General features: G+C 72.0%; 18 protein-coding genes. 12 read left to right on the top strand and 6 right to left on the bottom strand.

What is annotated here, in order from left to right; genetic code table 11:
• Positions 1 to 1,144: 1,144 nt before the first annotated feature.
• The 5 genes from G412_RS0125225 to G412_RS0125205 form a co-directional block, all read right to left on the bottom strand.
• Entirely contained in the window at positions 1,145 to 2,053 is a 909-nt protein-coding gene (locus G412_RS0125225; protein WP_028814506.1) for a LysR family transcriptional regulator, read from the bottom strand.
• 41 nt (positions 2,054 to 2,094) lie between these two features.
• Entirely contained in the window at positions 2,095 to 3,045 is a 951-nt protein-coding gene (locus G412_RS0125220; protein ID WP_028814505.1) for a DMT family transporter, read from the bottom strand.
• Between the two features lie 182 nt (positions 3,046 to 3,227).
• Positions 3,228 to 3,458: a hypothetical protein gene (locus G412_RS0125215; RefSeq protein ID WP_028814504.1), complete on the bottom strand. Its 231-nt coding sequence runs from the start codon at positions 3,456 to 3,458 to the stop codon at positions 3,228 to 3,230.
• Positions 3,459 to 3,478: 20 nt separating this feature from the next.
• Complete coding sequence (gene malQ, locus G412_RS0125210) at positions 3,479 to 5,806, bottom strand: 4-alpha-glucanotransferase (RefSeq protein ID WP_028814503.1); 2,328 nt, start codon at positions 5,804 to 5,806, stop codon at positions 3,479 to 3,481.
• Positions 5,807 to 6,004 carry a hypothetical protein gene (locus G412_RS0125205; protein ID WP_374224731.1) on the bottom strand — a complete coding sequence of 66 codons (198 nt, stop codon included), beginning with the start codon at positions 6,002 to 6,004 and terminating at the stop codon, positions 5,807 to 5,809.
• A 250-nt stretch (positions 6,005 to 6,254) separates the two neighbouring features.
• Here G412_RS0125205 and G412_RS0125200 point away from each other — a divergent pair, with 250 nt between their 5' ends.
• Complete coding sequence (locus tag G412_RS0125200) at positions 6,255 to 9,254, top strand: glycoside hydrolase family 84 protein (RefSeq protein ID WP_028814501.1); 3,000 nt, start codon at positions 6,255 to 6,257, stop codon at positions 9,252 to 9,254.
• Positions 9,255 to 9,765: 511 nt separating this feature from the next.
• Here G412_RS0125200 and G412_RS0125195 read toward each other — a convergent pair.
• Positions 9,766 to 10,302 carry an HNH endonuclease gene (locus G412_RS0125195; protein ID WP_028814500.1) on the bottom strand — a complete coding sequence of 179 codons (537 nt, stop codon included), beginning with the start codon at positions 10,300 to 10,302 and terminating at the stop codon, positions 9,766 to 9,768.
• A 240-nt stretch (positions 10,303 to 10,542) separates the two neighbouring features.
• Between G412_RS0125195 and G412_RS0125190 the strand changes: the two genes are divergently transcribed.
• The 11 genes from G412_RS0125190 (at position 10,543) to G412_RS0125135 (ending at position 25,441) form a co-directional block, all read left to right on the top strand.
• Positions 10,543 to 11,616, top strand: coding sequence for a mechanosensitive ion channel family protein (locus tag G412_RS0125190; protein ID WP_028814499.1), 1,074 nt, complete (start codon positions 10,543 to 10,545; stop codon positions 11,614 to 11,616).
• A gap of 87 nt (positions 11,617 to 11,703) precedes the next feature.
• Positions 11,704 to 12,924, top strand: coding sequence for an ROK family transcriptional regulator (locus tag G412_RS0125185; protein WP_028814498.1), 1,221 nt, complete (start codon positions 11,704 to 11,706; stop codon positions 12,922 to 12,924).
• 55 nt (positions 12,925 to 12,979) lie between these two features.
• Complete coding sequence (locus G412_RS0125180) at positions 12,980 to 14,314, top strand: ABC transporter substrate-binding protein (protein WP_028814497.1); 1,335 nt, start codon at positions 12,980 to 12,982, stop codon at positions 14,312 to 14,314.
• Between the two features lie 7 nt (positions 14,315 to 14,321).
• Complete coding sequence (locus G412_RS0125175; protein WP_028814496.1) at positions 14,322 to 15,269, top strand: carbohydrate ABC transporter permease; 948 nt, start codon at positions 14,322 to 14,324, stop codon at positions 15,267 to 15,269.
• Between the two features lie 5 nt (positions 15,270 to 15,274).
• Positions 15,275 to 16,141, top strand: coding sequence for a carbohydrate ABC transporter permease (locus G412_RS0125170; protein ID WP_037649852.1), 867 nt, complete (start codon positions 15,275 to 15,277; stop codon positions 16,139 to 16,141).
• 14 nt (positions 16,142 to 16,155) lie between these two features.
• Complete coding sequence (locus tag G412_RS0125165; RefSeq protein WP_028814494.1) at positions 16,156 to 17,421, top strand: 6-phospho-beta-glucosidase; 1,266 nt, start codon at positions 16,156 to 16,158, stop codon at positions 17,419 to 17,421.
• Positions 17,412 to 18,383, top strand: coding sequence for an N-acetylglucosamine kinase (locus tag G412_RS0125160; protein WP_028814493.1), 972 nt, complete (start codon positions 17,412 to 17,414; stop codon positions 18,381 to 18,383). Before G412_RS0125165 ends, G412_RS0125160 begins: the two co-directional genes overlap by 10 nt.
• Positions 18,384 to 18,808: 425 nt before the next feature.
• Entirely contained in the window at positions 18,809 to 20,158 is a 1,350-nt protein-coding gene (locus G412_RS0125155; RefSeq protein ID WP_037649811.1) for a hypothetical protein, read from the top strand.
• Between the two features lie 26 nt (positions 20,159 to 20,184).
• On the top strand, positions 20,185 to 21,210 hold the full coding sequence (locus G412_RS0125150) for a glutamate ABC transporter substrate-binding protein (protein ID WP_051338607.1): 1,026 nt from the start codon (positions 20,185 to 20,187) through the stop codon (positions 21,208 to 21,210).
• Positions 21,211 to 21,368: 158 nt separating this feature from the next.
• Positions 21,369 to 22,652 (top strand): hypothetical protein, encoded by a 1,284-nt coding sequence (locus G412_RS0125145; RefSeq protein WP_037649850.1) that lies wholly within the window; start codon positions 21,369 to 21,371, stop codon positions 22,650 to 22,652.
• Positions 22,649 to 25,441 carry a serine/threonine-protein kinase gene (locus G412_RS0125135; RefSeq protein ID WP_167546488.1) on the top strand — a complete coding sequence of 931 codons (2,793 nt, stop codon included), beginning with the start codon at positions 22,649 to 22,651 and terminating at the stop codon, positions 25,439 to 25,441. Before G412_RS0125145 ends, G412_RS0125135 begins: the two co-directional genes overlap by 4 nt.
• Positions 25,442 to 25,444: the final 3 nt, after the last annotated feature.

Below are 25,444 nucleotides of genomic sequence, written 5' to 3'. Positions count from 1 at the left end.
GGGGCGACTCGGGCCGGTACGGCGTCCACCCCGGCCGGTGATCGGCCGAGCCACAAGCCCGTTGCTGGGCTTGGTGGGTGGTGGGGCCACCGCCGAGCACGGGCTCTGGGCAAGCGCCGCACCCGATCCGCACCACCCGGAGCGCTTCCGAGCCGTCCGTGTGAGACGAAACGCGCCCATGATGACCAGAAGCGATACGGCCGGGGCTCGTGGGACTGGGGAGGCGTGCCGGACTCATCAAGTGCTGAGTTTGTTGCATGTTCGAGCACGTAGTCGTCGGCCAGATATGCACTACAACGGCGCGTGGAAGGAGACGGTGGCATTGACGTACTGACCACCAGCCACGGGCGGCGGCCCGCGCACACGTACGGGGCCGCCGCAGGGTGCGGTGCGTGCCTCGGGGTGCGTCGGACCGTTGCGGTGCAACGAACCCCGCACATGACGCGCAACTCAGCCCCCAGATCGGGTCGGAACAGGGCAAATGATGCACGGGTCTTCGTCATCTGCTTGTTTCGTTTCATCCCGCCCGCCCGCAGGCGTGGAAGTACGGTCGCACCTCCACCGGCGCCGCTGCTCGCAGCCCGACCGACCACCGGGCGGGGGCGGCGGACGCCCACCAGCCGGGGCGGACGCCCGCAGGTCGACCCGGTCGGCCGACCGTCCACGGCCTCGGTGCTCCTCTGCGTCGGAATGGCGGTGTCGCACCAGCGGCCGTCGCCGCAGTCGCTGAGCCAGGGGCCGGGCCACCCCTGGAGCTCTTGCGCCCCACCCACTCACCCGACAGCCACCGAGCCCACCCCCACCACTCTCCGGACCTCGCGTGCAGGGCGTTTTTTCTTGGGCCGTCCCGTGGAAAGCGTTAGCGGTGGGCCGGGGTGGTGGGTCAAGGGTGGGCCGTAGGGCCATCGCGCAGCGACGCGACGCAGGAGCGCCCTTGACGCACCGCCCCGGCCCACCGACCCTGGAGCGCTCGGGACGGCCCGGAATCCGACCCCCAGAAGCCACCCGTGGTTCCCGCCCGGTGTTCACCGCCCCCCAGAAGCAACCCGTGGTCCCCCCGGCGCCCACCGACCCCCAAAAGCAACCCGTGGTCCCCCCGGCGCCCACCACCCCCCAAAAGCAACCCGCGCTCCCCCCGCCCCCCTCACCCCCGCCGTGCCCCCGCCACCTCGCGCAGCGCCGACAGGACGCGGGCCACCGCCGGGCCCGCCTCCGCACCCCGGCGTACCGCCGCCACCACGTGGCGCTGGGGCTGGTCCGCGCTCAGCACTCGCATCACCACCCCCGTACGCCGCTCCGCCGCCGCCATGCGCGGGACCAGCGCCACGCCCATCCCCGCCTCGACCATGGCCAGGATCGCCGTCCAGCCGGCGGCGCTGTGCGCCTGCTCCGGTACGAAGCCCGCCGCCTCGCACGCGTGGCGCGTGATCTCCGACCACGGCCCGCTCCCGCCGAAGATCCACGGCTCGCCCGAGAGGTCCGCCAGCCGCAGGCCCGGCGCCGCCGCCAGCGGGTGCCCCGCTGGGAGCGCCACGTCCAGCGGGTCCGCCAGCAGCGGGACTCGGGCCAGTTGGAGGTCGCGGGCGGTCGGTGCGTGCGCCGCCAGCGACAGCGCCAGGTCCACCGCCCCGCCCGCCAGCAGTTCGTACGCCTCCGCCGCCTCCGCCTCCCGCACCCGTACCTCCAGCGCGGGATGTGTCGTACGCAGCCGCTGCACCGCCGGCACCACCAGCGCGGGCACAGCCGTCGAGAACGCCCCGACCCGCACCTCTCCCGCCTCCCCGCGCACATAGCCCGTCAACTCGGCGTCCGCCTGCTCCAGTTGCGCGAAGACCGCCTCCGCGTGCCGCAGCACCAGATGGGCCGCGTCCGTCAGACGTACCCGCCGCCCATGCGCCTCCAGCAGAGGTACTCCGAGCTGCTTGCCGAGGTTGGACAACTGCTGCGAAACGGCCGACGGCGTCATCATCAACGCCTCGGCCGTCGCGGTCACGGTCCCCCGGTCGCGCAGGGTGCGCAGGATCCGCAGCTTCTTGATGTCCCACTCGATCACGGTACGGAATCTATCCCGGCCCGCCGCCACCCCACGGCCCGTCACCGTCCCCGGCCCGCCCCCAGCATCACTCCGCCCAGGATCAGCGCCATGCACACGAGCTGCGTCGGGCCCGTCGCCTCACCCAGCAGGGCGAGGGAGAGCAGGGCCACACACACCGGCTGGAGGTAGTAAATGACGCCCGCCCTCGCCGCGCCGATCAGGGCGATCGCCTTGTTCCAGGCGAAGAAGGCGACCGCGGAGGAGAAGACACCCACGTACACCAGCGGGCCGACCGTACCCACCGTCGGCTCGAAGCCGCCCTGGAGCGCCAGGCTGACGGCGTACGCCGGCAACAGCATCAGCGCGCCGAGCACGAACGTACTGAAGAGGAAAGCCAGTCCGCCGATCCCGGCCGGCTTGCGGCGCAGCAGCGCGCTGTACGAGCCGAAGCAGACCGCCGCCGCCAGCATCCACAGGTCTCCGGCCGCGAAGTCCATGGCCGGCGAGCCCTTGCTGACCAGCAGCAGCACCCCGGCGCAGGCCACCAGCATCCCGGCCGTGCGGCGGGCGCCGAGGCGGGCGCCTCCCAGGCGTTCGTAGAGGGCCATCAGGACCGGCGAGGCGGCCATGATCATGCCCATGTTGCCCGCGGAGGTGGAGAGCCCGGCCTGGTTGACGAGGGTGTTGTAGACGGTTACGCCGAGCAGCGAGGCCAGGGCCACGAAGCCCATGTGGCGGCGCAGCACCGCCCGTTGGCGCCAGACCTCGCGGGCCGCGAAGGGGGCCACGGCGACGATGGCCACGATCCAGCGCCAGAAGGCTGCCTGGACGGGCGGTACGGAGTCGTGGAGGGCGCGGGAAGTGATGAAGCTGCCGGACCAGACGACCGTCGCGACGGCGGCGAGGACAAGACCGACGACCGCCGCCTTCTCCGCCTTCCCGGCCTCCCCCGACCTCGTCCTCTCTCCTGTCGGCTCGCTGCCGATACGGACGCGGTCCCGCACTGCCATGCCATCCCCTCCCACTTGGTTGCGGTTTTTACCGTCGCATCACAGCACCCATCAGGTCCATCGAATCTTTTCGACGAATTCGTTCAGCTGAGGCGAAAGATCCGAAAAGTTAAAGGCGCCTTCCCCGTACGCGATCACTCGCGTACGGGGAAGGCGCCCTCAGAAACGTGTACGGGTTGGTGTCAGCTCTGCTTCTTGGACTTGTCCAGCACCATGACGAGGCCCGTGATCACCAGGAACAGCGCGATCGGAGCCACGACATACAGACCGAGCGTCTCGGCCACGCTCAGGCCGGGCCCCGGGTCGTCGCCGTCGTCGGGGATGGCCGCGAGCGCGGGGGACGACATGAGCAGCATCATCAGCGTCGTACCGGCCGCGACGGCACCGGCGCGCAGGGCATTCTTCTTGTCCACAGTGCAAACGTAGCGAACGCCTACGGGAGCCGCGCGCCCGGGGGTGCCATAGGAGGCGGCCCAGCAGGTGGCACAGGCACCGCCGCCGCCCCCGTCGATGCCGTACGCGTCCGGAAAGCGGCGACCAGATCATGCAGCCGCGGCGACGCGGCCAGTTCCTCCAGGGTTACGGGCCGCCCTTCCGCGTCCGCCACCGGCAGTCGCCAGTTCGGGTACTGGTCCCAGGTGCCCGGCAGATTCTGCGGTCGGCGGTCGCCCACCGCGTCCGGCAGCCAGATGCCGACCATCCGGGCCGGGGTGCGCAGCAGGAAGCGGTACACCGCGCGGATCTCGCCCTCCTCGTCGCCCACACCCTCCGGCAGCAGACCGAGCCTGGCCAGGTACGACAGCCAGTCGGCCACCTCCACGGCCGCCTCGGCCCGCTCCTCCTCCAGCGGACGGGTGAGCAGGCCGAGCCGGTGGCGCAGTGCGACGTGCTCGCCGGTCAGGCGGGCAGCGGTGGACGGCAGGTCGTGGGTGGTGGCGGTGGCCAGGCAGTGCTCGCGCCAGTTCTCCGGAGGCAGCGGCCGGCCCGTACCGGTCCAGTCGCGCTCGAACCACATCACCGACGTACCGGACACACCGCGCTCGGCCAGCGCGTCCCGCACGCCCGGCTCGACCGTTCCCAGGTCCTCCCCTATGACGCTCGCGCCCGCAAGGTGGGCCTCCAGGGCGAGTACGGCGAGCATCGCCTCGGCGTCGTAGCGGACGTACGTCCCCGCCGTGGGTTCGAGGCCCTCCGGGATCCACCAGAGCCGGAACAGTCCCATGACGTGGTCGATGCGCAGGGCGCCCGCGTTGCGCAGGAGCCCGCGCAGCAGGCCTCGGAAGGGGGCGTACCCGGCGGCTGCCAGGACGTCGGGGCGCCACGGGGGCAGGCCCCAGTCCTGGCCCAGGGCGTTGAAGGCGTCCGGCGGGGCGCCGACCGACATGCCGCGGGCGTACGCGTCCTGCTGCGCCCAGGCGTCGGCGCCGCCGGGGTGCACGCCGACGGCCAGGTCGTGGACGATGCCGACGGGCATGCCCGCCGCGCGGGCGGCGCTCTGGGCGGCGGCGAGCTGGCAGTCGGTGAGCCAGGCCAGCCAGCAGTGCAGGTCGACACGGTCGCAGAGCTCGTTGCGGGCGCGCTCGACGGCGGCGGAGTGCGGGGCGTCGCGCAGCGCGGACGGCCAGGTGTGCCAGTCGGGCCCGTACACCTCGGCGAGCGCGCACCAGGTGGCGTGGTCCTCCAGGGCGGTGCCCTGCTCGGCGAGGAAGTCGCAGTACGCGGCGCGGCGGCCGGGGCCGAGCGGGACCGGACGTACGAGCTCCAGGGCCTGCTTCTTCAGCTGCCACACGGCGTCGCGGTCGATCAGCTCGCCCTTGTTCAGTACGCCGTCGCGCAGGGTGGCGGCCCGGTCGAGCAGGTCGTCGATACGGGCACGGTCCGCCGGCGGGACATGGGCGTACTCCGGAACGTCCTCGACCCGCAGGTGCACGGGGTCGGGGAAGCGGCGCGAGGACGGGCGGTAGGGGGAGGGGTCGGTAGGCGTACCGGGGACGGCCGCGTGCAGCGGGTTGATCTGCACGAAGCCGGCGCCGAGGGAGCGCCCGGACCAGGCGGCCAGCTCGGCGAGGTCACCGAGGTCGCCCATGCCCCAGGAGCGCCGGGAGAGGAGGGAGTAGAGCTGGACCATGAAACCGTAGGTGCGGCCGGGGGGCTGCGGGACACGGGCGGGCGCGACGACGAGCGTCGCGGTGTCCTCCTGCCCTTCCGGCGTACGCACGCCCAGCCGGTGCACTCCGAGAGGGAGCTGGTCCCAGCCTTCGCTGCCCACGCCCGCGTCGCTGCCCACGCTGCCGTCACCGGACGCGCTGCCGTTGCCGAACACGCTGCTGTGGCCAGACACGTTGCCGTCACCGCCCACGCTGCCCTCGCTCGCCGCGCTCGCGGACGCGGCTGAGGGCGGCCGGGCCGCGTCGGGTGTGGGCCCGGGCGGGTCGGCGGCCGGGGTTTGCCACTCCACCGCCGGCCCCTGCTCCGTCTCGACGCGCAGCCGTGTGCCCGGAGGCAGGCCGGCGACGGCGGGGGGCGGCTGGGGGCCGGCCGGGCCCGTCCAGGACACCAGCGTGGCGGGCAGCAGACGGCGGGCGGCGGCGGCCTCGTGGGCTTCGAGGGCCGTACGCACCGCCTCGGGTGTGCGCGCGTCGACGCCGAGGGCCGCCAGAACGGCCAACACCGTTTCGTCGGGGACCTGGAGCGTGCGGTGCGCCGACGGCTGGTAGGACGTGGCGACGCCGTGCAGGGCCGCGAGCCGGGCAAGGCCCATCTAGACCCCCGTGGGCTCCACGCCCGACGCTGTGCCGTGGGCGGTCGGTTCGCTGGTCAGGGGGGCGGCGTCGGCCATCGGGGGCTCACTGGTGAGCGGGGCGGCGTCGGCCATCGGGGGCTCACTGGTCAGGGGCGGCTCGGAGGTGAGCAGCGGCTCGGCGAATCCGGCGTCGTCGAAGGGGAACGCGGCGGTGATGTCGGCACGGGGGGCCGGCACGGGTTTGGACAGGGCGGAGAGGAGAAGCTGTGCAGCGGCCACAGGGGCCTCCCTACGGTGGGCTAAGTGGACACAGCAGCCCTACCCAATGGACACGGCCGCAGACGTATACGTTCCATCAACGTGTCCCGCGTCACACCAGGTTCCCCGTATCCAAATTGACACCCGGCCGGACGGGTGGTGGGCTCGGGGCCCACAGGAGAAGACTGACGCGACTGAGGAGACGGCCGTGCAGTTGGGGCGCAGGAGAGGCGCGAGGGGCGCGACCGCGGTCGCGGTCGCCGTGATGGGTGGGTTGCTCGGCGGTTCGCACGGAGCGTTCGCCGCCCCCTCCGACCCCGACCCGGGCGCCGCCGGGGCCACGAAGCCGGACCGCGAGAGCGACGCCGCGACCCTGCCCGCCGTATGGCCGCGGCCGCAGACCATAAGGGCGGCCGGGCAGCCGGTGCGGGTCGGCGGGGAAGCGGTGCTCGTCGCGGAGGCGGGCACTGATCCGTACGCCCTGAAGGCTCTCGGAGACGTACTGCGCGACGCGGGCGTGCAGACCCTTTACCGCGTGCGGCCCGATGAGCCGCTGCCCGCGCGTGGCCTGGTCGTACGGGCGGGAGGCACCGGCGCGCACGACGCGCTGCGCGCCCTGCGCGCGCCCGAACGCGCCGATCTGCCGTCCGGGGGTTACCGGATAGCCGTCGGCAGCGTCGACGGGCGGGACACGGTCGCGCTCGACGGTGTCGGTGACGACGGCCTGTTCCACGCCGCGCAGACCCTGCGTCAACTGGTGACGGCCTCCGGCGATGGCGGCGGCGGCAAGCAGATCGCGGGGGCCACCGTCCGCGACTGGCCGGGGACGGCCGTACGCGGCATGACCGAGGGCTTCTACGGGCAGCCGTGGACCCGCGAACAGCGGCTCGCCCAGGTCGATTTCATGGCCCGTACCAAGCAGAACCGATACCTCTACGCCCCCGGCGACGACCCGTACCGCCAGGCCCGCTGGCGCGACCCGTACCCGGCGGACCAGCGCGCCGACTTCCGGGCGCTCGCGGAGCGGGCCCGCAGCAGCCATGTGACGCTCGGCTGGGCGGTGGCACCGGGGCAGGCGATGTGTATGTCGTCCGACGACGACATCAAGGCGCTGAACCGCAAGTTCGACGCGATGTGGGCGCTCGGCGTGCGTTCCTTCCAGCTCCAGTTCCAGGACGTCAGCTACAGCGAGTGGCACTGCGGCGCGGACGCGGACACCTTCGGCTCGGGCCCGGAGGCGGCGGCGAAGGCGCACGCGCGTGTGGCCAACGCGGTGGCGCGGCACCTGGCGGAGCGGCACCCGGGGTCCGAGCCGCTGTCCGTGATGCCGACGGAGTTCTACCAGGAGGGCGACACCGACTACCGGCAGGCGCTCGCCGCCCACCTGGACGGCGGGGTGCACGTCGCCTGGACGGGCGTCGGCGTCGTACCCAGGACGATCACCGGGCGTGAACTGGCCGGTGCGCGCAACGCGTTCGCGCATCCGCTGGTCACCATGGACAACTACCCGGTCAACGACTACGCGCAGGACCGCGTCTTCCTCGGCCCCTACACGGGCCGGGAGCCCGCCGTCGCGTCCGGCTCGGCCGCCCTCCTCGCCAACGCCATGGAGCAGCCGTCCGCCTCCCGCATCCCGCTGTTCACGGCCGCCGACTACGCCTGGAACCCGCGCGGTTATCAGTCGCAGGAGTCCTGGCAGGCCGCGATGGACGACCTGGCCGGTGGTGACGCGGCGGCCCGCGCGGCGATGCGGGCGCTGGCGGGCAACGCCGCGTCGTCCGTGCTGGGCGGCGAGGAGTCGGCGTATCTGCGGCCGCTCATCGACGGCTTCTGGAGTGCGCGTACGTCTGCCGACCAGGGCGTGCGGGACGCGGCGGCGAAGAAGCTGCGGGACGCCTTCACGGTGATGCGCGAGGCCCCGCTGCGGCTCCAGGGGCCGGCGGGCGGAGCCTTTGACGACGAGGTACGGCCGTGGACCGAGCAGCTGGCGCGGTACGGGAGGGCCGGCGAGCTGTCCGTCGACCTGCTCCAGGCGCAGGCGCGGGGCGACGGCCCGGCCGCCTGGCGCGCCTCGCTCGACCTGGACGCGCTGCGCGGCTCCCTGAAGGCGAGCCGGGTCACCGTCGGCAAGGGGGTGCTCGACCCGTTCCTGGCGAAGGCCGTCGAGGCGGCGGACGCCTGGACCGGCGCGGACCGCGAGGCGGGCCGCGTGTCGGAGGGCTTGGGTGCGTACACCGTGCGGCTCGACAGGGCGCGGCCCGTCGAGGCGCTGACCGCCATGACCGAGCCGGGTACGGGCGAGGGCGCGGCCGTCGAGGCGCATGTCGTGGGCGAGGGCTGGCGGCGTGTCGGCACGCTGTCGGGCAGCGGCTGGACGCAGACGGAGGCGAAGGGTGCGCGTGTCGACGCCGTACGGCTGAGGTGGGACGCGGACGGTGACGGCGGCGCTCCCGTGGTGCACCGCCTGGTGCCCTGGTTCGCGGACGAGCCGCGTGCGGGGCTGCGGCTGGAGCGCAGCGAGACGGACGCGGAGATCGGCGGGGCCAGGCCGGAGCGGGTCACGGTACGGCTGACCGGGCAGCGGCCGGGCGAGGTGCGCGGCCGGCTGACGGCCGAGGCGCCGAAGGGCATCGAGGTGCGGGCCCCGCAGGCGACGACGGTGCCGCGTGGCGCGTCCACCGCCGTGCCGCTCGATGTCCGGGTCGACAAGGCGGTGCCGGCGGGCGAGTACAAGGTGCCGGTGTCCTTCGACGGGGAGAACAGGGTCCTTACGGTGCGTGCGTTTCCGCGTACGGCCGGACCCGATCTCGTGCGGGGTGAGGGCGTGAAGGTGTCCTCGTCCGGCGACGAGACCGCCGACTTCCCGGCACCGAACGCCGCCGACGGCGACCCGGCGAGCCGGTGGACCTCGCCCATGGGCCCCTCGGCGTGGTGGCAGGCGGAGCTGGCGGGGCCGGTGCGGCTCGGGCAGGTCGTCCTGCACTGGCAGGAGGCGTACGCGAAGAAGTACCGCGTCCAGGTGTCCGAGGACGGCCGCACCTGGCGCACGGCGGCGACGGTCAGGGACGGGCAGGGCGGCCGCGAGACGGTGCGGATGGACGCGGAGAACGCGCGGTTCGTGCGGGTGCAGTGCGATGAGCGGGCGCTGCCGTTCGGCTACTCGCTGTTCGGCGTGGAGGCGTACGCGGTGGCGGAGGGCGCGGACTAGCGCGGGCTGGTTGCGTCCCTGCGGGGCCTTTCCCCACCCCGCCCCTTCCCGGCTGTGACCTGTGCGGCTCCGCCGCGTGGGCTGCAAGCCCCAGCCCCCCGGACGCCCTCCGGGCGTTGTCCTCGAACGCCGGACGGCTGGATTTGCCCCAGCGCGGGCTGAGGTTGCCGCGAGGACGCCGGATCGTGTCCCTGGGCGAGCCCGATCGTGGCCGCCAAGCGGGCCGGACCGTTGCCGCCAGGGCGGGCCCGACCGTTGCCCCGAGGACGGGCCGGACCGTCGCCGCCAGGCCGGACCGTCGCCCCCGAACGGGCCGGACCCTCGCCGCAAGGCGGGCCGCTTTGGCGGCCCCGGCCGCGCATCTCGCCCTGCCGGCACCCTCCAGCCCCTCCGGCGTTTGAGGAGCGGGGTCTGGGGCGGAGCCCCGGGTTCGGGGAGGGGCGGGTTGGGGAATGCCCGCCGCAGGCGAGCCGGGTCGCCCCGCCCCACGGGAGACGACCAGGGCCGGGCCTCAGGCGGAGATGCCGTCGATCCGGGCCAGCGCGTCATCCGCGCCGAACGGCTGCAAGTACGGCAGCCAGCGCGGATCCCGATGCCCGGTCCCAATGATCCGCCAGGCAAGACCTGACGGCGGCGCGGGCTGATGACGCAGCCGCCAGCCGAGCTCCATGAGGTGCCGGTCGGCCTTGACGTGGTTGCAGCGCCGGCACGCCGCCACCACGTTCTCCCAGGCGTGCTGGCCGCCCCGGCTGCGCGGTACGACATGGTCGACGCTGGTTGCGACGCCACCGCAGTACATGCAGCGCCCGCCGTCCCTGGCGAAGAGTGCACGGCGGGTGAGAGGAACAGGCCCCCGGTAGGGGACCCGTACGAACCGTTTCAGCCGCACAACGCTGGGCGCGGGAACCGCCCGGGTCGCGCTGTGCATGAAGGCGCCGGATTCCTCGAGGCAGAGAGCCTTGTTCTCCAGGACGAGGACGAGCGCGCGGCGGAGCGGTACGACGCCGAGCGGCTCGTACGACGCGTTGAGGACCAGGACATGCGGCACGGATGCCTCCTATAACGCCGGCGGCGCGTGGCTCGCGCCGGGACGATCTGCTCTCAGTCTCCCCTCATGCCTGGTCGAAACGCCACCACGTCCGGGTAACGGGCTGGGAGTGTTTTCGACCACACGGCCTTCATGCCCTGGTGAGCCTTGTCTCTCCCTCGAACACAGCGCCGGGTCGGGCGGGATGCCCCGTTAGTGTGGTTGGTCTGTTGTCGTCCCGCCCGCCTGGAGGTCCCCGCCGTGCCCTGGTCCGTCCTGTCGGCCGCTGATCCGACGCCCGAGAAGCAGCCCGTCACCTTGGACGAGGCGACGCAGAAGGCGACCAACGCCGCGAGCTGGGTCGAGCAGAACTGGTCCACCTGGCTGAGCGTGGGCCTGCGCATTCTCCTGATCGTCGTGATCGCCGCTGTGCTGCGTACGGTCATCCGCCGCTCCCTCACGAAGCTGATAGCGCGCATGAACCGCAGCGCCCAGGCGGTCGAGGGCACCGCGCTCGGCGGCCTCCTGGTGAACGCCGAGCGGCGCCGCCAGCGTTCGGAGGCGATCGGATCCGTACTGCGCTCGGTCGCGTCGTTCCTGATCCTGGGTACGGCCGCCCTGATGGTGCTCGGCGCGCTCAACATCAACCTCGCGCCACTCCTCGCCTCGGCGGGTGTCGCGGGTGTGGCGCTCGGTTTCGGTGCGCGCAACCTGGTCACCGACTTCCTCTCCGGCGTCTTCATGATCCTTGAGGACCAGTACGGCGTCGGGGACAGCATCGACGCGGGAGTGGCGTCCGGCGAGGTCATAGAGGTCGGCCTGCGGGTGACGAAGCTGCGTGGCGACAACGGTGAGATCTGGTACGTACGCAACGGCGAGATCAAGCGGATCGGCAACCTCAGCCAGGGCTGGGCCACGGCCGGGATCGACGTACAGGTGCGTCCGACGGAGGATCTGGACCGGGTGCGCGCGGTCATCGTCGAGACGGCTGCCGTACTCGCCAAGGAAGAGCCGTGGAACGAGCTGCTGTGGGGCCCGGTCGAGGTGCTCGGCCTGGACTCGGTGCTGCTCGACTCGATGGTGGTGCGGGTTTCCGCGAAGACGATGCCGGGCAAGGCGCTCGGCGTCGAGCGGGAACTGCGCTGGCGCATCAAGCAGGCATTCGACCGGGCGGGCATCCGGATCGTCGGCGGCCCCGCGGTGCTCGGCGACGAGGCCGCGCCGGGAGACCCGACGGCGGGCATGGCGGCGCCGTCGGCACTGGCCAGCCCGACGTCCCCGCAGTCCCTCGCGGCGTCTCCGATCCCGCCGCCGGCCACGAATCTCAACAAGTAGTCGAGCGCCCTTGACGGCCGCCCTGCCTCCGCCCTACTTTCGTCCCACGAAATAGGAAACTTTCCTAACAGTGGGTGGGTGCTTGCCATGGCCGGTACGTCGAGTACGTCCAGTACGCCTGGCACGCCACGCGTTCTGCGGGCGATGAACGACCGGGCCGCACTCGACCTGCTCCTGGAGCACGGCCCCCTCTCCCGTACGAAGATCGGCAAGCTGACCGGGCTGTCCAAGCCCACCGCGTCCCAGCTGCTCGTCCGCCTGGAGAGCGCCGGCCTCGTCGTCGCCACCGGTACGACGGAGGGACGTCCGGGACCGAACGCCCAGCTGTACGCGGTCAACGCGCGCGCCGCGCACGTGGCCGGCCTCGACGTGACGCCGCAGCGCATCCGCGCCGCCGTCGCCGACATCACCGGCGCGACCGCCGGTGAGTTCGAACTGCCGACACCGGGCCGCCGCGCCGAGTCCGTCGTACGCCAGGTGACCGACGCCCTCGACGGCGCGGTCAAGGCCGCCGGGCTCGTACGGGCCGACGTGCACCGCGTCGTCATCGGCACGCCGGGCGCCTTCGACCCCGGCACCGGACGCCTGCGGTACGCCTCCCACCTCCCCGGCTGGCACTCCCCCACCCTCCTCGACGACCTGGCGGCCGCGCTGCCCATGCCCGTCGAGTACGAGAACGACGTGAACCTGGCCGCCGTCGCCGAGCAGCGGCTGGGCGCGGCGCGGGGGCATCAGGACTTCGTACTGCTGTGGAACCACGGCGGCCTCGGCGCCGCGCTGGTGATCGGCGGCCGGCTGCACCGCGGCTGGACCGGCGGCGCCGGCGAGGTCGGGTTCATGCCGGTGCCGGGCACTCCGCTCGTACGCCGGGTGACCAAGGCCAACTCCGGCGGCTTCCAGGAGCTGGCGGGCGGTCAGGCCGTGCCACGGCTGGCGCGGGAGCTGGGCATCGCGGTGCCGCCCGGTGAGACGTACATCGATGAGGCGATCGCGCTGATCGGCGAGGCGTCGCGGGCGGGCAGCGGACCGTACCAGGACCTTCTCCAGGCCTTCGCGACCGGGCTCGCGACCGGCCTGGCCTCCATGGTCGCCCTCCTCGACCCCGAACTGATCGTGCTGTCCGGCGGGGTCCTCGTCGCCGGCGGTGAACCGCTGCGCGCGCTGGTCCAGGCGGAGCTGGCCGAGCTCGCCGCGCCCCGGCCCCGGCTCGTCATCGGTTCCGTACAGGAAGAGCCCGTACTGCGCGGGGCGTTGGAGAGCGCCCTCGCCACCACACGCGACGAGGTCTTCGACACCACCGCCCGCTAACCCCTCCCCTTCCCTTCCCCTCTCCCCCATCACGCCTGACTTCGGGAGCTTCGCCATGCGCAAAAACAGCCGTCTCACCGCGTCAGCCGTCGCCGTCGCCGCGATGTCCGTGCTCGCCTCCGCGTGTACGGGGCAGCCGGAGACCGGTGCCACCGACGACCCGGACGCGAAGACCACGATCACGTTCTGGCACGGCTGGAGCGCCCCGAGCGAGGTGAAGGCGATCCAGGCGAACGTCGACCGCTTCGAGGCGCGGCACAAGAACATCAAGGTGAACGTCGTCGGCAACATCAACGACGACAAGCTCAACCAGGCCCTGCGCGCGGGCGGTTCGAAGGGCCCGGACGTCGTCTCGTCCTTCACGACCTCGAATGTCGGGAAGTTCTGCTCGTCGGGCGCCTTCGCCGACCTGAAGCCCTTCATCGAGAAATCGAAGCTCGACCTGGAGAAGACGTTCCCGAAAGTGACCCTGGAGTACACGCAGTTCGAGGGCAAGCGATGCGCCATGCCGCTGCTCACCGACGCGTACGGCCTCTACTACAACAAGGACGCCTTCAAGAAGGCCGGTATCTCCTCGCCCCCCAGGACGATGTCCGAGCTGACCGCGACCGCGAAGAAGCTGACGAAGACCAGGGGCGACAGTTACGAACAGCTCGGCTTCATGCCGAACTACCACGGTTACGAAACGACCACCGAGCACTACATGGGGAGCTGGGACCAGCAGTACTTCGACGCGGACGGCAAGTCGAACATCGCCAAGGACCCGGCCTTCGCCGCCATGTTCAGGCAGCAGAAGAAGCTGGTGGACGAGCTCGGCGGCTTCCAGAAGCTGGAGGGTTTCCGCGGCACCTTCGGTGACGAGTGGGGCGCCAAGCACCCGTTCCACACCGGGCAGGTCGCGATGCAGCTTGACGGCGAGTGGCGGCTCGGCATGGCCGAGGACGCCAAGGTGCCGTTCGAGGTCGGTGTCGCGCCGATGCCCGTCGCCGACGACGAGGCCGACAGTTACGGCAAGGGCTTCCTCTCCGGCACGATCATGGGCATCGCCCCGGCCAGCAGGAAGCAGAACGCGGCCTGGGAACTGGTCGAGTTCATGACGACCGACACCGAGGCCGTCGTGGAGTTCGCCAACGCGATCCGCAACGTGCCGTCCACCTTCGCCGCGCTGAAGTCGCCGGACCTCAAGCTCGACCCGCGCTTCAAGACGTTCCTGGACATCGCGCGGCACCCGAAGTCCAGCACCCCGGCGGGCGCGGTGAACGGTGCGACGTACCTCCAGACGATCCAGGAGTTCGGCTACCAGTACGAGAAGGGCGCGGTGAAGGACCTGAAGGCCGGACTGGAGAAGACCGCCGCGCAGATCGACACCGACATCGCGAAGGCGAAGTAACCCGCCGATGACCACGACCGCGCACCCGCTCCGCTCCAAGCGTCGCAGGTCGGCGCTGCGGACGGCGGCGTTCATGTCGCCGTGGCTGTTCGGCTTCAGCGTCTTCTTCGCGTACCCGCTGCTGTCGACCGTCTATTTCTCCTTCATGCGGTACGACGGTTTCGGCGTCCCCACGTTCAACGGGCTCGACAACTGGACGTACGTCTTCAGCCACTACCCCATGTTCTGGCCGTCGCTGCGCAACACCCTGTGGCTGGTCCTGATCATGGTCGGCTGCCGGGTCGTGTTCGGGCTGGGCGTCGGCCTGCTGATCACCAGGATCAAGACGGGCACGGGCCTCTTCCGCACCCTTTTCTACCTGCCGTTCCTGGCGCCGCCGGTCGCCGCGACGCTCGCCTTCGTCTTTCTCCTCAACCCGGGGACGGGACCGGTCAACTCGGTTCTCGGGGAGCTCGGGCTGCCGGCCCCTGGCTGGTTCAACGACCCGTCCTGGTCGAAGCCGGCGCTCACCATGCTCGCGGTCTGGGGCATCGGTGACCTGATGGTCATCTTCATGGCCGCGCTGCTCGACGTACCGAAGGAGCAGTACGAGGCGGCGGAGCTGGACGGCGCGTCCGCGCTCCAGCGCTTCCGCTTCGTCACGCTGCCGAACATCTCCCCCATCGTGATGTTCGCCGTCGTCACCGGCGTTATCCAGAGCATGCAGTACTACACACAGCCGCTGGTCGCGGGAAAGGTCGCCTCCGGCATCATCGGCGGTTCGGGCCAGCAGTTCGAGCCCGGCTATCCCGACAAGTCGACGCTGACGCTTCCCCAGCTCGTCTACAACCTCGGCTTCCAGCGGTTCGACTACGGGTCCGCGTGCGTCGTGGCCCTCGTCCTGTTCGCCCTGGCCATGGCCTTCACCGCGCTTTTGATGCGGCGGCGCGGCGGAATTCTCCAGGCAGGTGAGTGAAGGTCATGACTGCAGCTTTCGCCACACCCGCCGGGCGAATCGCACGCCGCAAGGCATCGCGCCACTGGATCGCCGTCCACTCGCTGGGGATCGCGGCCGCGCTCTTCTTCGTGCTGCCGTTCGTCTTCGTCGTACTGACGTCGCTGATGAACGACCAGCAGGCGCTGACCCGCGACCTGACGCCCAACACCTGGGAGTGGGGCAACTACGTGAAGGTGTTCGAGACGCCGGGCTTCCTGACCTGGTGGAAGAACACCCTGCTGTACGCGGGCCTGGGCACCGTACTGACGGTGGCCTCGTCCGTCCCGGTGGCGTACGCGCTCGCCAAGTTCCGCTTCCGGGGCCGCACGCTGTCCCTGATGCTCGTCATCTCCATGATGATGCTGCCGCCGCAGGTCGTCATCATCCCGATGTACCTGTTCTGGGCAAAGCAACTGGACCTGTCGGGCACGCTGTGGCCGCTGATCATCCCGATGGCGTTCGGTGACGCCTTCTCGATCTTCCTGCTGCGGCAGTTCCTGCTGACGATCCCGAACGAATACCTGGACGCGGCGAAGGTCGACGGCTGCGGCGAGCTGCGGACGCTGATCCGGGTCGTACTGCCGATGGCCAGACCGGGTATCGCGGCCGTCGCCCTCTTCCAGTTCTTCTACGCCTGGAACGACTACTTCGGCCCGCAGATCTACGCCTCCGAGAACCCGGCCGCCTGGACGCTGTCGTACGGACTCGAATCCTTCAAGGGCGCGCACCACACCGACTGGAACCTGACCATGGCCGCGACCGTACTGGTCATGGCCCCTGTGATCGTCGTCTTCTTCTTCGCCCAGAAGGCGTTCGTAGAAGGCGTCACACTGACCGGAGTAAAGGGATGACGACCATGACCGGCATGAAACTCGCGGTGGTGGGCGGCGGCTCCACCTACACCCCCGAACTGATCGACGGCTTCGCCCGTCTGCGGGACACCCTGCCGATCGGGGAGCTCGTCCTCGTCGACCCGGCCGCCGACCGCCTCGACCTGGTGGGCGGCCTCGCCCGCCGCATCTTCGACAGGCAGGGCCACCCCGGCCGCATCACGACCACCTCCGACGTGGACGCGGGTGTCGCGGACGCCGACGCGGTGCTGCTGCAACTGCGCGTCGGCGGGCAGGCCGCCCGCGACCAGGATGAGACGTGGCCGTTGGAGTGCGGCTGCGTCGGGCAGGAGACGACGGGCGCCGGCGGTCTCGCGAAGGCGCTGCGTACGGTCCCGGTCGTCCTGGACATCGCGGAGCGGGTACGCCGCGCGAATCCGGACGCCTGGATCATCGACTTCACCAACCCCGTCGGCATCGTGACGCGGGCGCTGCTCCAGGCGGGTCACAAGGCGGTCGGGCTGTGCAACGTCGCGATCGGCTTCCAGCGGAAGTTCGCGAAGCTGCTGGATGTGGCGCCCGGCGACGTACACCTGAACCACGTGGGCCTCAACCACCTCTCCTGGGAGCTGGGGGTACGCCTCGGCGGGCCCGAGGGCGAGGACGTGCTGCCGAAGCTGCTCGCCGAGCACGGTGACGCGATCGCCGACGACCTGCGCCTGCCGCGCGCGGTGCTCGACCGCCTGGGCGTCGTCCCCTCCTATTACCTGCGCTACTTCTACGCGCACGACGAGGTGGTACGTGAACTCGGGACGAAGCCCTCGCGGGCGGCGGAGGTGGCGAAGATGGAAGCGGAACTCCTGGCGATGTACGGCGATCCGTCGCTGAACGAGAAACCCGCGCTGCTCGCGAAGCGCGGCGGCGCGTTCTATTCGGAGGCGGCGGTGGATCTGGCGGCCTCGCTGCTGGGCGACGGCGGCAGCCCGGTCCAGGTGGTCAACACGTACAACAACGGCACGCTGCCCTTCCTCGCGGACGACGCGGTCATCGAGGTCCAGGCACGGGTGGACCGGACGGGCGCCACGCCGCTGGCCGTGCCGGAGCTGGACCCGCTGTACGCGGGGCTCGTCGCGAACGTGACGGCGTACGAGGAACTGGCGTTGGAGGCGGTGCTGCGCGGCGGCCGCGACCGCGTCTTCAAGGCGCTGCTCGCCCACCCCCTGATCGGCCAGTTCGAGTACGCCGACGGGCTCACCGACCGGCTGATCGCGCACAACCGGGAGCACTTGGCGTGGGCGTGAGCACAGTCGCTGTGATCGCCATCGACGCGGGCAACAGCAAGACGGACGTGGCGGTGGTCGGGGCGGACGGTTCGGTCCTGTCCACCGCGCGGGGCGGGGGGTTCCAGCCGCAGGTGGTGGGGGTCGGGGCGGCGGTCGACGCGCTGGCGGAGACGGTCGGCCGGGCGCTGGAGGAGGCGGGTGCGACGGACGCCGAGTGTGTCTTTGCCTGCCTCGCCAACGCCGACCTTCCCGTCGAGGAGCAGGAGTTGCAGGTCGCGGTGCACGCGCGTGGCTGGGGGCGTACGACGGAGGTCCGCAACGACACCTTCGCGATCCTCCGGGCGGGTGTGGACGAGCCGCGCGGGGTCGCGGTGGTGTGCGGCGCGGGCATCAACTGCGTCGGCATGCTGCCGGACGGGCGCACCGCCCGCTTCCCCGCGATCGGCCGGCTCTCCGGCGACTGGGGCGGCGGCGGGGGGCTGGCGGACGAGGCGATCTGGTTCGCGGCGCGGGCGGAGGACGGCCGGGGCGAGCGCACGGAGCTGGCGCACGCGCTTCCGGCGCACTTCGGGCTGCCGTCGATGTACGCGCTGATCGAGGCGCTGCATCTGGGGCGTATCGCGCCGGGGCGGCGGCACGAACTGGCGCCGGTGCTCTTCGCCGTGTCGGCGGAGGGGGACCGGATCGCCCGGTCGATCGTGCACCGCCAGGCGGAGGAGATCGTCGCGATGGCCAGGGTGGCGCTGGGACGCCTGGGCCTCCTCACCGAGGAGGCGCCGGTACTGCTCGGCGGCAGCGTCCTGGCGGCCCGCCACCCGCAGCTCGACGACCGCATCACGTCCCTGATGTCGGCCCGCGCCCCAAAGGCGACCCTGCGCGTGGTAACGGCCCCCCCGGTCCTGGGCGCGGCCCTACTCGGCCTGGACCACGTCTCGTCCCCACCGGAGGCATACGCACGACTGCGGGGCCGTTACGCGTGAGCGGTTGCCTGCGGCGCTTTCCCCGACCCGCCCCTTCCCGAACCGGGGCTCCGCCCCAGACCCCGGTCCTCAAAGGCCGGACGGCTGAAAGTTGCCCAGGAGCGACTGGCTCGGCTCGCGTCGGGCCGCGGCGGTGGATTTCAGCCCGGCCGGCGTTTGAGGACAGCGTCCGGAGGGCGTCGGGGGCTGGGGCAGCGCCCCGGTTCGGGAAGGGGCGGGGTGGGGAACAGCCCCGCAGGGAGGCCGGTGCGCCGGCTTCGGCCCGGGAACCACCGCCGCGCGCCCCGCGTATACATGGTGGGGAGATCAGAACGCGCAAGCCTTGATCGGCACAAGATCCAGTCAATCCTGGTGTGGAGACCGGTCCCTGCGGCCATACTGCTTGCCGGGCACGGCAGACCGTCAATGACCGAGGGGGAGGTCACGTGGCACACCCGCCGAATGTGCGCGAGGCGCGGCCACCCGCACGGACCACCGCGTGGTCGGAGGGCGTGGACCGCCTGCGCGCAGGCGCGACGACCGAGCCCGGCCGGCTGCGCATCATCGGCGCCCTCGTAGCCGCGCTCGTGGTCGCGTTCGGTGCGGTGACCGCCTGGGAGATCTCCGGCCGCGCGGCCGCCGCCACCGACGTGGTCACCCGCAGCCAGCCCCTGAGCGCCGACGCCGCGAGCATCTACCGTTCCCTCGCCGACGCCGACTCCGCCGCCGCCAGCGGATTCCTGGCGGGCGCGCAGGAACCGCAGGACGTGCGTGAGCGGTACGAGGACGACATCGCGACCGCCTCGGCGCTGCTGGTGAAGGCCGCGGCCAACACGGACAGCACCAGCCCCTCCGGACGCGAGATCACCACCCTCAACCGCCAACTCCCCCAGTACACCGGACTGATAGAACGCGCCCGCGCCAACAACCGCCTCGGCCTGCCCCTCGGCGGCGCCTACCTCCGGTACGCGAACGAGCGCATGACCACCGAACTGCTGCCCGCAGCCGAGCGGTTGTACAAGGCGGAGACCAGCAGGCTCGGGGACGACTACGACGACGCCCAGGTGTGGCCGTTCGTCGGGCTCGGTCTCGGAGTCCTCGCCCTGGTCGGCCTGGGCTGGGCCCAGCGGCGCAACTACCGGCGTACGAACCGGGTGTTCAACCACGGCCTGCTGGCCGCGAGTGTCGCCTCAGCCGTGGTCCTGCTGTGGCTGGGCATAGGGCACGCCGTGGCGCGGTCCGAGCTGGAGGACGCCATGGCGCACGGCCAGGAGTCGCTCGAAGTCCTCAACGACGCGCGCATCAGCTCGCTCAACGCCCGAGCCAACGAGAACCTCACCCTGGTCGCGCGCGGCGCCGTACTGGCCGAGGACGGCAAGCGCGACCTGTACGAATCGCAGTACGCCGACGGCATGAAGGCCCTCGGGCAGCGCCTCGCGCAGGCGCGGCGGCTCGCCGACGACCTGCACGGCAGCGACCCCGTGGCACAAGCCGCCGACAAGGCCGCCGAGTGGCGCAAGCGGCACACCACCGCGCGCGCCACCGACGACAGCGGCGACTACGAAGGCGCCCTGGCGAAGGTCATCGGTGGCGAGGGCTCCACGGGCGAGTGCTTCAAGGGGGTCGACGCGGCGCTGGAGAAGGCGCTCGCCCACGAGCAGGCGGAGTTCACAAGGGCCGCCGAGGGCAGCCGGGGCGCGCTCTCCGGGCTGCCGTTGGGAGCCGCGGTCCTGGCGGTACTGGGCGCGGCAGGCGCCGTGCTCGGCATCGGGCGCCGGCTTTCGGAGTACAGGTAATGCGGGCAATGCGGGTGAGGCGGGAGATGCGGGCGGGAGGAGGCGCGGTGACCAGGTCGGGCAGCGGGTACGGCGGCACCGGCAGCAGGCTGCGCGGCTGGGGCGGCGTGGCCGGGATGGCCGCGGCCTGCGCGCTCACGGCCGCGGTCACGCTGCTGCCGATCTCCCACGGCGCGGGGGCGGGGCAGGCCCCGGATGCGGGGCAGGGTGTGACGCGGGCGGTCGCCACGCGGGCGGACACCTGTGAGGACCCGGAGGCCAGCCTGCGGCCGTCGGGCGCGGAGGGACCCGCTATCGAGAAGATCAAGGCGCGGGGCAAACTGATCGCCGGCGTCGATCAGAACAGCTTCCGCTGGGGCTACCGCAATCCGGCCACCCGTGACCTGGAAGGCTTCGACATCGACCTGGTGCGCGCCATCGCCGAGGACATTCTCGGCGATCCCGACAAGGTCATCTACCGCGCCATACCCACCAATCAGCGCATCCTCGCCCTCCAGGAGGGCCGGGTCGACGTCGTCGTCAGGACGATGACGGTCACCTGCGCCCGGATCAAGGACGTCGCGTTCTCGACCGCGTACTTCCAGGCGGGCCAGCAGGTGCTCGCCCCCAAGGAATCGACGGTCAAGGGCTACGACGCCTCGCTCGCCGGCAAGAAGGTCTGTACGGCGAAGGGCTCCACGGCGTACGACGCGCTGGCCGCGAAGTCGTTCGGCGCGCGGTTCGAAGGGCTCACCGTGTCCAACCAGCTCGACTGCCTGGTGCGGCTCCAGCTCGGCGAGGTCGACGCGGTGGTGACGGACAATGCCCTGGCGGCCGGCCAGGCGGCGCAGGACCCGGCGGTCGAGCTCAAGGGCGAACCGTTTACTCAGGAGTACTACGGCATCGCGGTGAAGCTCGGCAGCGACGATCTGGTACGCCGGCTGAACCAGGTCCTCGACGACTACCGCGAGGGCGGCGACAACGGCCCGTGGATGAAGGCGTACGGCAAGTGGCTGAAGGACGACCTGCCCGGCATCAAGAAACCACCGGAGCCGAAGTACCGGGACAATTGAGCCGGTTGAATCCTGGGCAGAACGACACGAGGCAGTGCATCGCGGAAACCGGAAGCCCGGAAGCCGGGAAGCCGGAAGCCGGAAGCCGGGAAGCGCAGAAAAGCGGAAGAGCGGAGAGGTGATCGATGAGCGTAGCGGCGGATGCCACCGGGCCGGTGATGGACCGGGACGAGGTGGACCGTGCGCTGGCACGGCTCGGCGCGGAGTACGAGGCCATCGAGAGTTCGCTCCTCGCGCTGCAGGATCACGCCGGCCGCAGGCTGCTCGAAGGCGCCGAGCTGACGGGCATCACGCTGGAGCGCTGGAACGCCACGGAGCCCGCCATCACCCTGCTGTGGTCGTACTTCGACACGTACACCGCCGCCCTGCGCGCCGCCCGTGAGCTGCGGGCCCGGCGGCGCTTCCCCACCCGCCAGGACCTGTCCGAGCTGACCGATCTCCTGCGCGGCGAGAGCGTGACGGTGGCGGGCGGCGTGTCCGCCCACGCCCAGCCGTCCCTCACGGGGCCCGCCAAGCTCTCCGAGCGGCTCACGCTGGCGGCGCTGGTGTCCCGGATGAACGACCTGTACGCGCAGTCGCTCGACATGGTCGTCACGGCGGATGCGGTGTGGTCCGCGCTGCCGGCCCGGATCGACCTCCTCGCGGCCGAACTCCAGCGCACCCGTTCGCTGGCGCACTCCGTCGGCGTACGGCCCGGTGAGCATCCGTCGGGCGACGACCTGGAGTCGATCACCCGCGAGCTGGCGGCGCTGCGCTCCCAGGTGGTGACCGACCCGCTGGCCTTCTGGCGTCCGGGGCTCGGCAGTTCGGCGCCGGGCGGCGGGCGGCCCGACACCGAGCGCTACGACCGGGCGGCCCGCGCGCTGGAGGAGGTCAGGCGCGAGATCGACGCGGTGCTCACCGTGCGGCAGGACGCCGAGCAGCGGCTGGTGCGGCTGCGTGACGTGCTCTCGCGCGCGGACCGCACGCTGACCGAGGCCAGATCGGCGCGCGGCGAGGTCCTGGCGAAGATCGCCGCCTCCGAGGTGCCGGCGGTCGGCGGCCCGCCCACCGCGCTCCAGGAGCAGCTTGTGCTGGCGGCCGACTACCGCAGGCACGCCCAGTGGCACCGGCTGTCGCCGCTGCTCGAGTCCCTGGAGCGGGAGGCCGAGGACGAACTGCTGCGGGCGCGCGAGTCGTTGACCGCGGTCACCGCGCCGCTGGCGGTACGGGCCGAGCTGCGCGGCCGGCTCGACGCGTACCGGGCGAAGGTCGCCAGGCACGGCATGGCCGAGGACCCGCTGCTGATCGAACGTTACGACGTGGCCCGTCGCATGCTGTGGAGCGCGCCGTGCGACCTGCGGGCGGCCGAGCAGGCGGTGCTGCGCTATCAGCAGGCGGCCGCCGAAGTCCTGGTCCCGCGACAGAACGAGCCCAGAGACCAGACGGGGAACCCGTCATGAGCCAGTGCCGACGCCCCGGTTGCGAGGGGTCGTACGAGGACATGGGCAGCGGCGAGTTCTACTGCGGCACCTGCGGGCTGGCTCCCGTCGTCTCGCCCCTGGGGTCTTCCCTGTCCGAGCGCGGTCGGGAACTCAGGGAAGGGATGCTGTCGTCGCCGCCGACCGGGATGGCGGCCGGCGGCCGCGGCGGCAAGGGCCGTCCGGGCGGCGACAGTTCGTCCGGGCGCAGCGGCTCGCGCAGCTCGTCGCGTGCCTCCTCCCGCTCGTCACGGTCCTCGACCTCGCGCCGCTCGGTCTCCGGCCGCCTCTCCCGCTCCCTGTCGGGCGCGTCCACGTCCCGGTCCGTCTCGGTCCGCAGTTCCGGCGCGTCGACGGGCGCTTCCGGGCGCAGCCGGCTGGGCGCGGGTCTGGTCTCGATACCGGACGTGCCGCGCCCCGATCCGCAGTCCGCGGTGATGGAGAACCCTGAGGTCCCGGAGCGCAAGCGCTTCTGCTCGCGGTCGGACTGCGGGGCGCCGGTGGGGCGTTCGCGCGGGGACAGGAAGGGGCGTACGGAAGGCTTCTGCACGAAGTGCGGGCACCCGTACTCCTTCGTGCCGAAGCTGAGCGCGGGCGACATCGTGCACGGTCAGTACGAGGTCATGGGCTGCCTGGCGCACGGCGGCCTCGGCTGGGTCTATCTGGCGGTCGACCGGGCGGTCTCGGACCGGTGGGTCGTGCTCAAGGGCCTGCTGGACACGGGCGACCAGGACGCGATGGCCGCGGCGATCTCGGAGCGGCGCTTCCTCGCCGAGATCGAGCACTCCAACATCGTCCGCATCTACAACTTCGTCGAGCACCTGGACCAGCGCACCGGCTCCATGGACGGTTACATCGTCATGGAGTACGTCGGCGGCAAGTCGCTCAAGGAGATCGCCAACGAGCGGCGCGGTCCGATGGGCAGGCGGGATCCGCTGCCGGTCGAGCAGGCGTGCGCGTACGGCATCGAGGCGCTGGAGGCGCTGGGGCACCTGCACAGCCGCAATCTGCTGTACTGCGACTTCAAGGTCGACAACGCCATCCAGCAGCAGGACCAGTTGAAGCTCATCGACATGGGCGCGGTCCGCAGGATGGACGACGACGAGAGCGCGATCTACGGCACGGTGGGCTACCAGGCGCCCGAGGTCGCGGAGGTCGGCCCGTCCGTCGCCTCCGACCTCTATACGGTGGCGCGCACGCTGGCCGTGCTGACCTTCGACTTCCAGGGCTACACGAACGTCTTCGTGGACAGCCTGCCCGACCCCGGCAACATCGAGGTCTTCCAGCGGTACGAATCCTTCTACCGGCTGCTGGTACGGGCGACCGACCCGGACCCGGCGCGGCGGTTCGCGTCGGCGACGGAGATGGCGGAGCAGCTTACGGGCGTACTGCGGGAGGTCGTGGCGCTGCAGACGGGCCGCCCGCGCCCGGCGCTTTCGACACTGTTCGGGCCGGAACTACGCGTGCCGGACACGCGGTTGTTCGCGGAACTGACGGGCGATGTGTCGCGGCTGGGCAGCCGGGCCGCCCCGGCGGGACGCCGCGCGTGGCGCGCCCGGCGCGCGGCGGCGGGGGCAGCCGCCATGAGCGGCGGCCCGCGCACGGCTGCCATCCCCGCGCAGAGCACCGGCCCCTTCCCGGACCCGCCCGGCGGACCGCTCCCCGCCCCGCCCCAGGCGTACGCCCCCGCACCCGGCACGGCCCTCGTCGGTGGGGTCGGGGACGGTGTGGCGTTTGCCGGCACTCAGGCTGCCGTGCCCGCGCCCGTCACCGTGCCGCAGGCTGTCGCGCCGCCGGGGGCCGCTCCCGGTGTCGGGATCGGCGGCGTACCGGCGCTTTCGCCGTACCTCGCCCCGCTGAAGGCGGGGGCGACCGCGCTCGCGCTGCCGGTGCCGCGCGTGGACCCGGACGATCCCAACGCCGGGTTCCTCGCGGGCCTGCTGGCCTCCGCCCCCGCGGAGCTCATCGCCGCGCTCCAGTCCGCGCCCGCCGACTCCGTCGAGCTTCGGCTGCGCGAGCTGCGTGCCCGGCTGGAGATGGGCGAACGGACCACCGCCGCCGACGCGTTGTACGACCTGGAGCTCCAGCACCCCGACGACTGGCGGGTCGTCTGGTACCGGGGCATCGCCTCCCTCGCGTCGGGGGACGACGAGATCGCCGCGCTGTCGTTCGACGCGGTCTACGACGCGTTCCCCGGCGAGGCCGCGCCCAAGCTGGCCCTGGCCGTGTGCGCCGAAGTGCTCGGTCAGCTCGACAACGCCGCCGAGTACTACCGCCTCGTATGGGCTACCGACCCGAGTTACGTGAGCGCCGCCTTCGGGCTGGCCCGCGTCCAGCTCGCGGCGGGCGACAGGCCCGGCGCCGTACGCACGCTGGAGTCCGTGCCCGGGGCGTCGATCCACTACACGGCGGCCCGTGTCGCCGCCGTACGCGCGCGCCTTCGCCGCCGCGCCGCGCAGGACGCGCTGATCGACGACCTGACGGCGGCGGCCGCCCAGGTGGAGGCCCTGGACAACTTCGGACTCGACGCCGTACGCCGGGAGCAGCTGTCCACCGAGGTGCTGGGCACCGCGCTGGACTGGGTACTCTCCGGTGGGCACGGGGCTCGCCCCGCGCAGACCGCGCTGCTCGGCAGCCAACTGGACGAGCGCGGCCTGCGCTTCGGTCTGGAACGCTCGTACCGGGTGCTTGCCCGGCTCGCCCAGCGCGGCGAGGAGAGGATCGACCTGGTGGAACGGGCCAACCGTTTCCGCCCCCGGACCTGGGTGTGAAAG

Source organism: Streptomyces flavidovirens DSM 40150 (genome assembly GCF_000429085.1).
GTDB lineage: Bacteria > Actinomycetota > Actinomycetes > Streptomycetales > Streptomycetaceae > Streptomyces > Streptomyces flavidovirens.
Note: the sequence above shows the minus strand (reverse complement) of the source record. Positions and strands in the feature narration are given on the sequence as shown.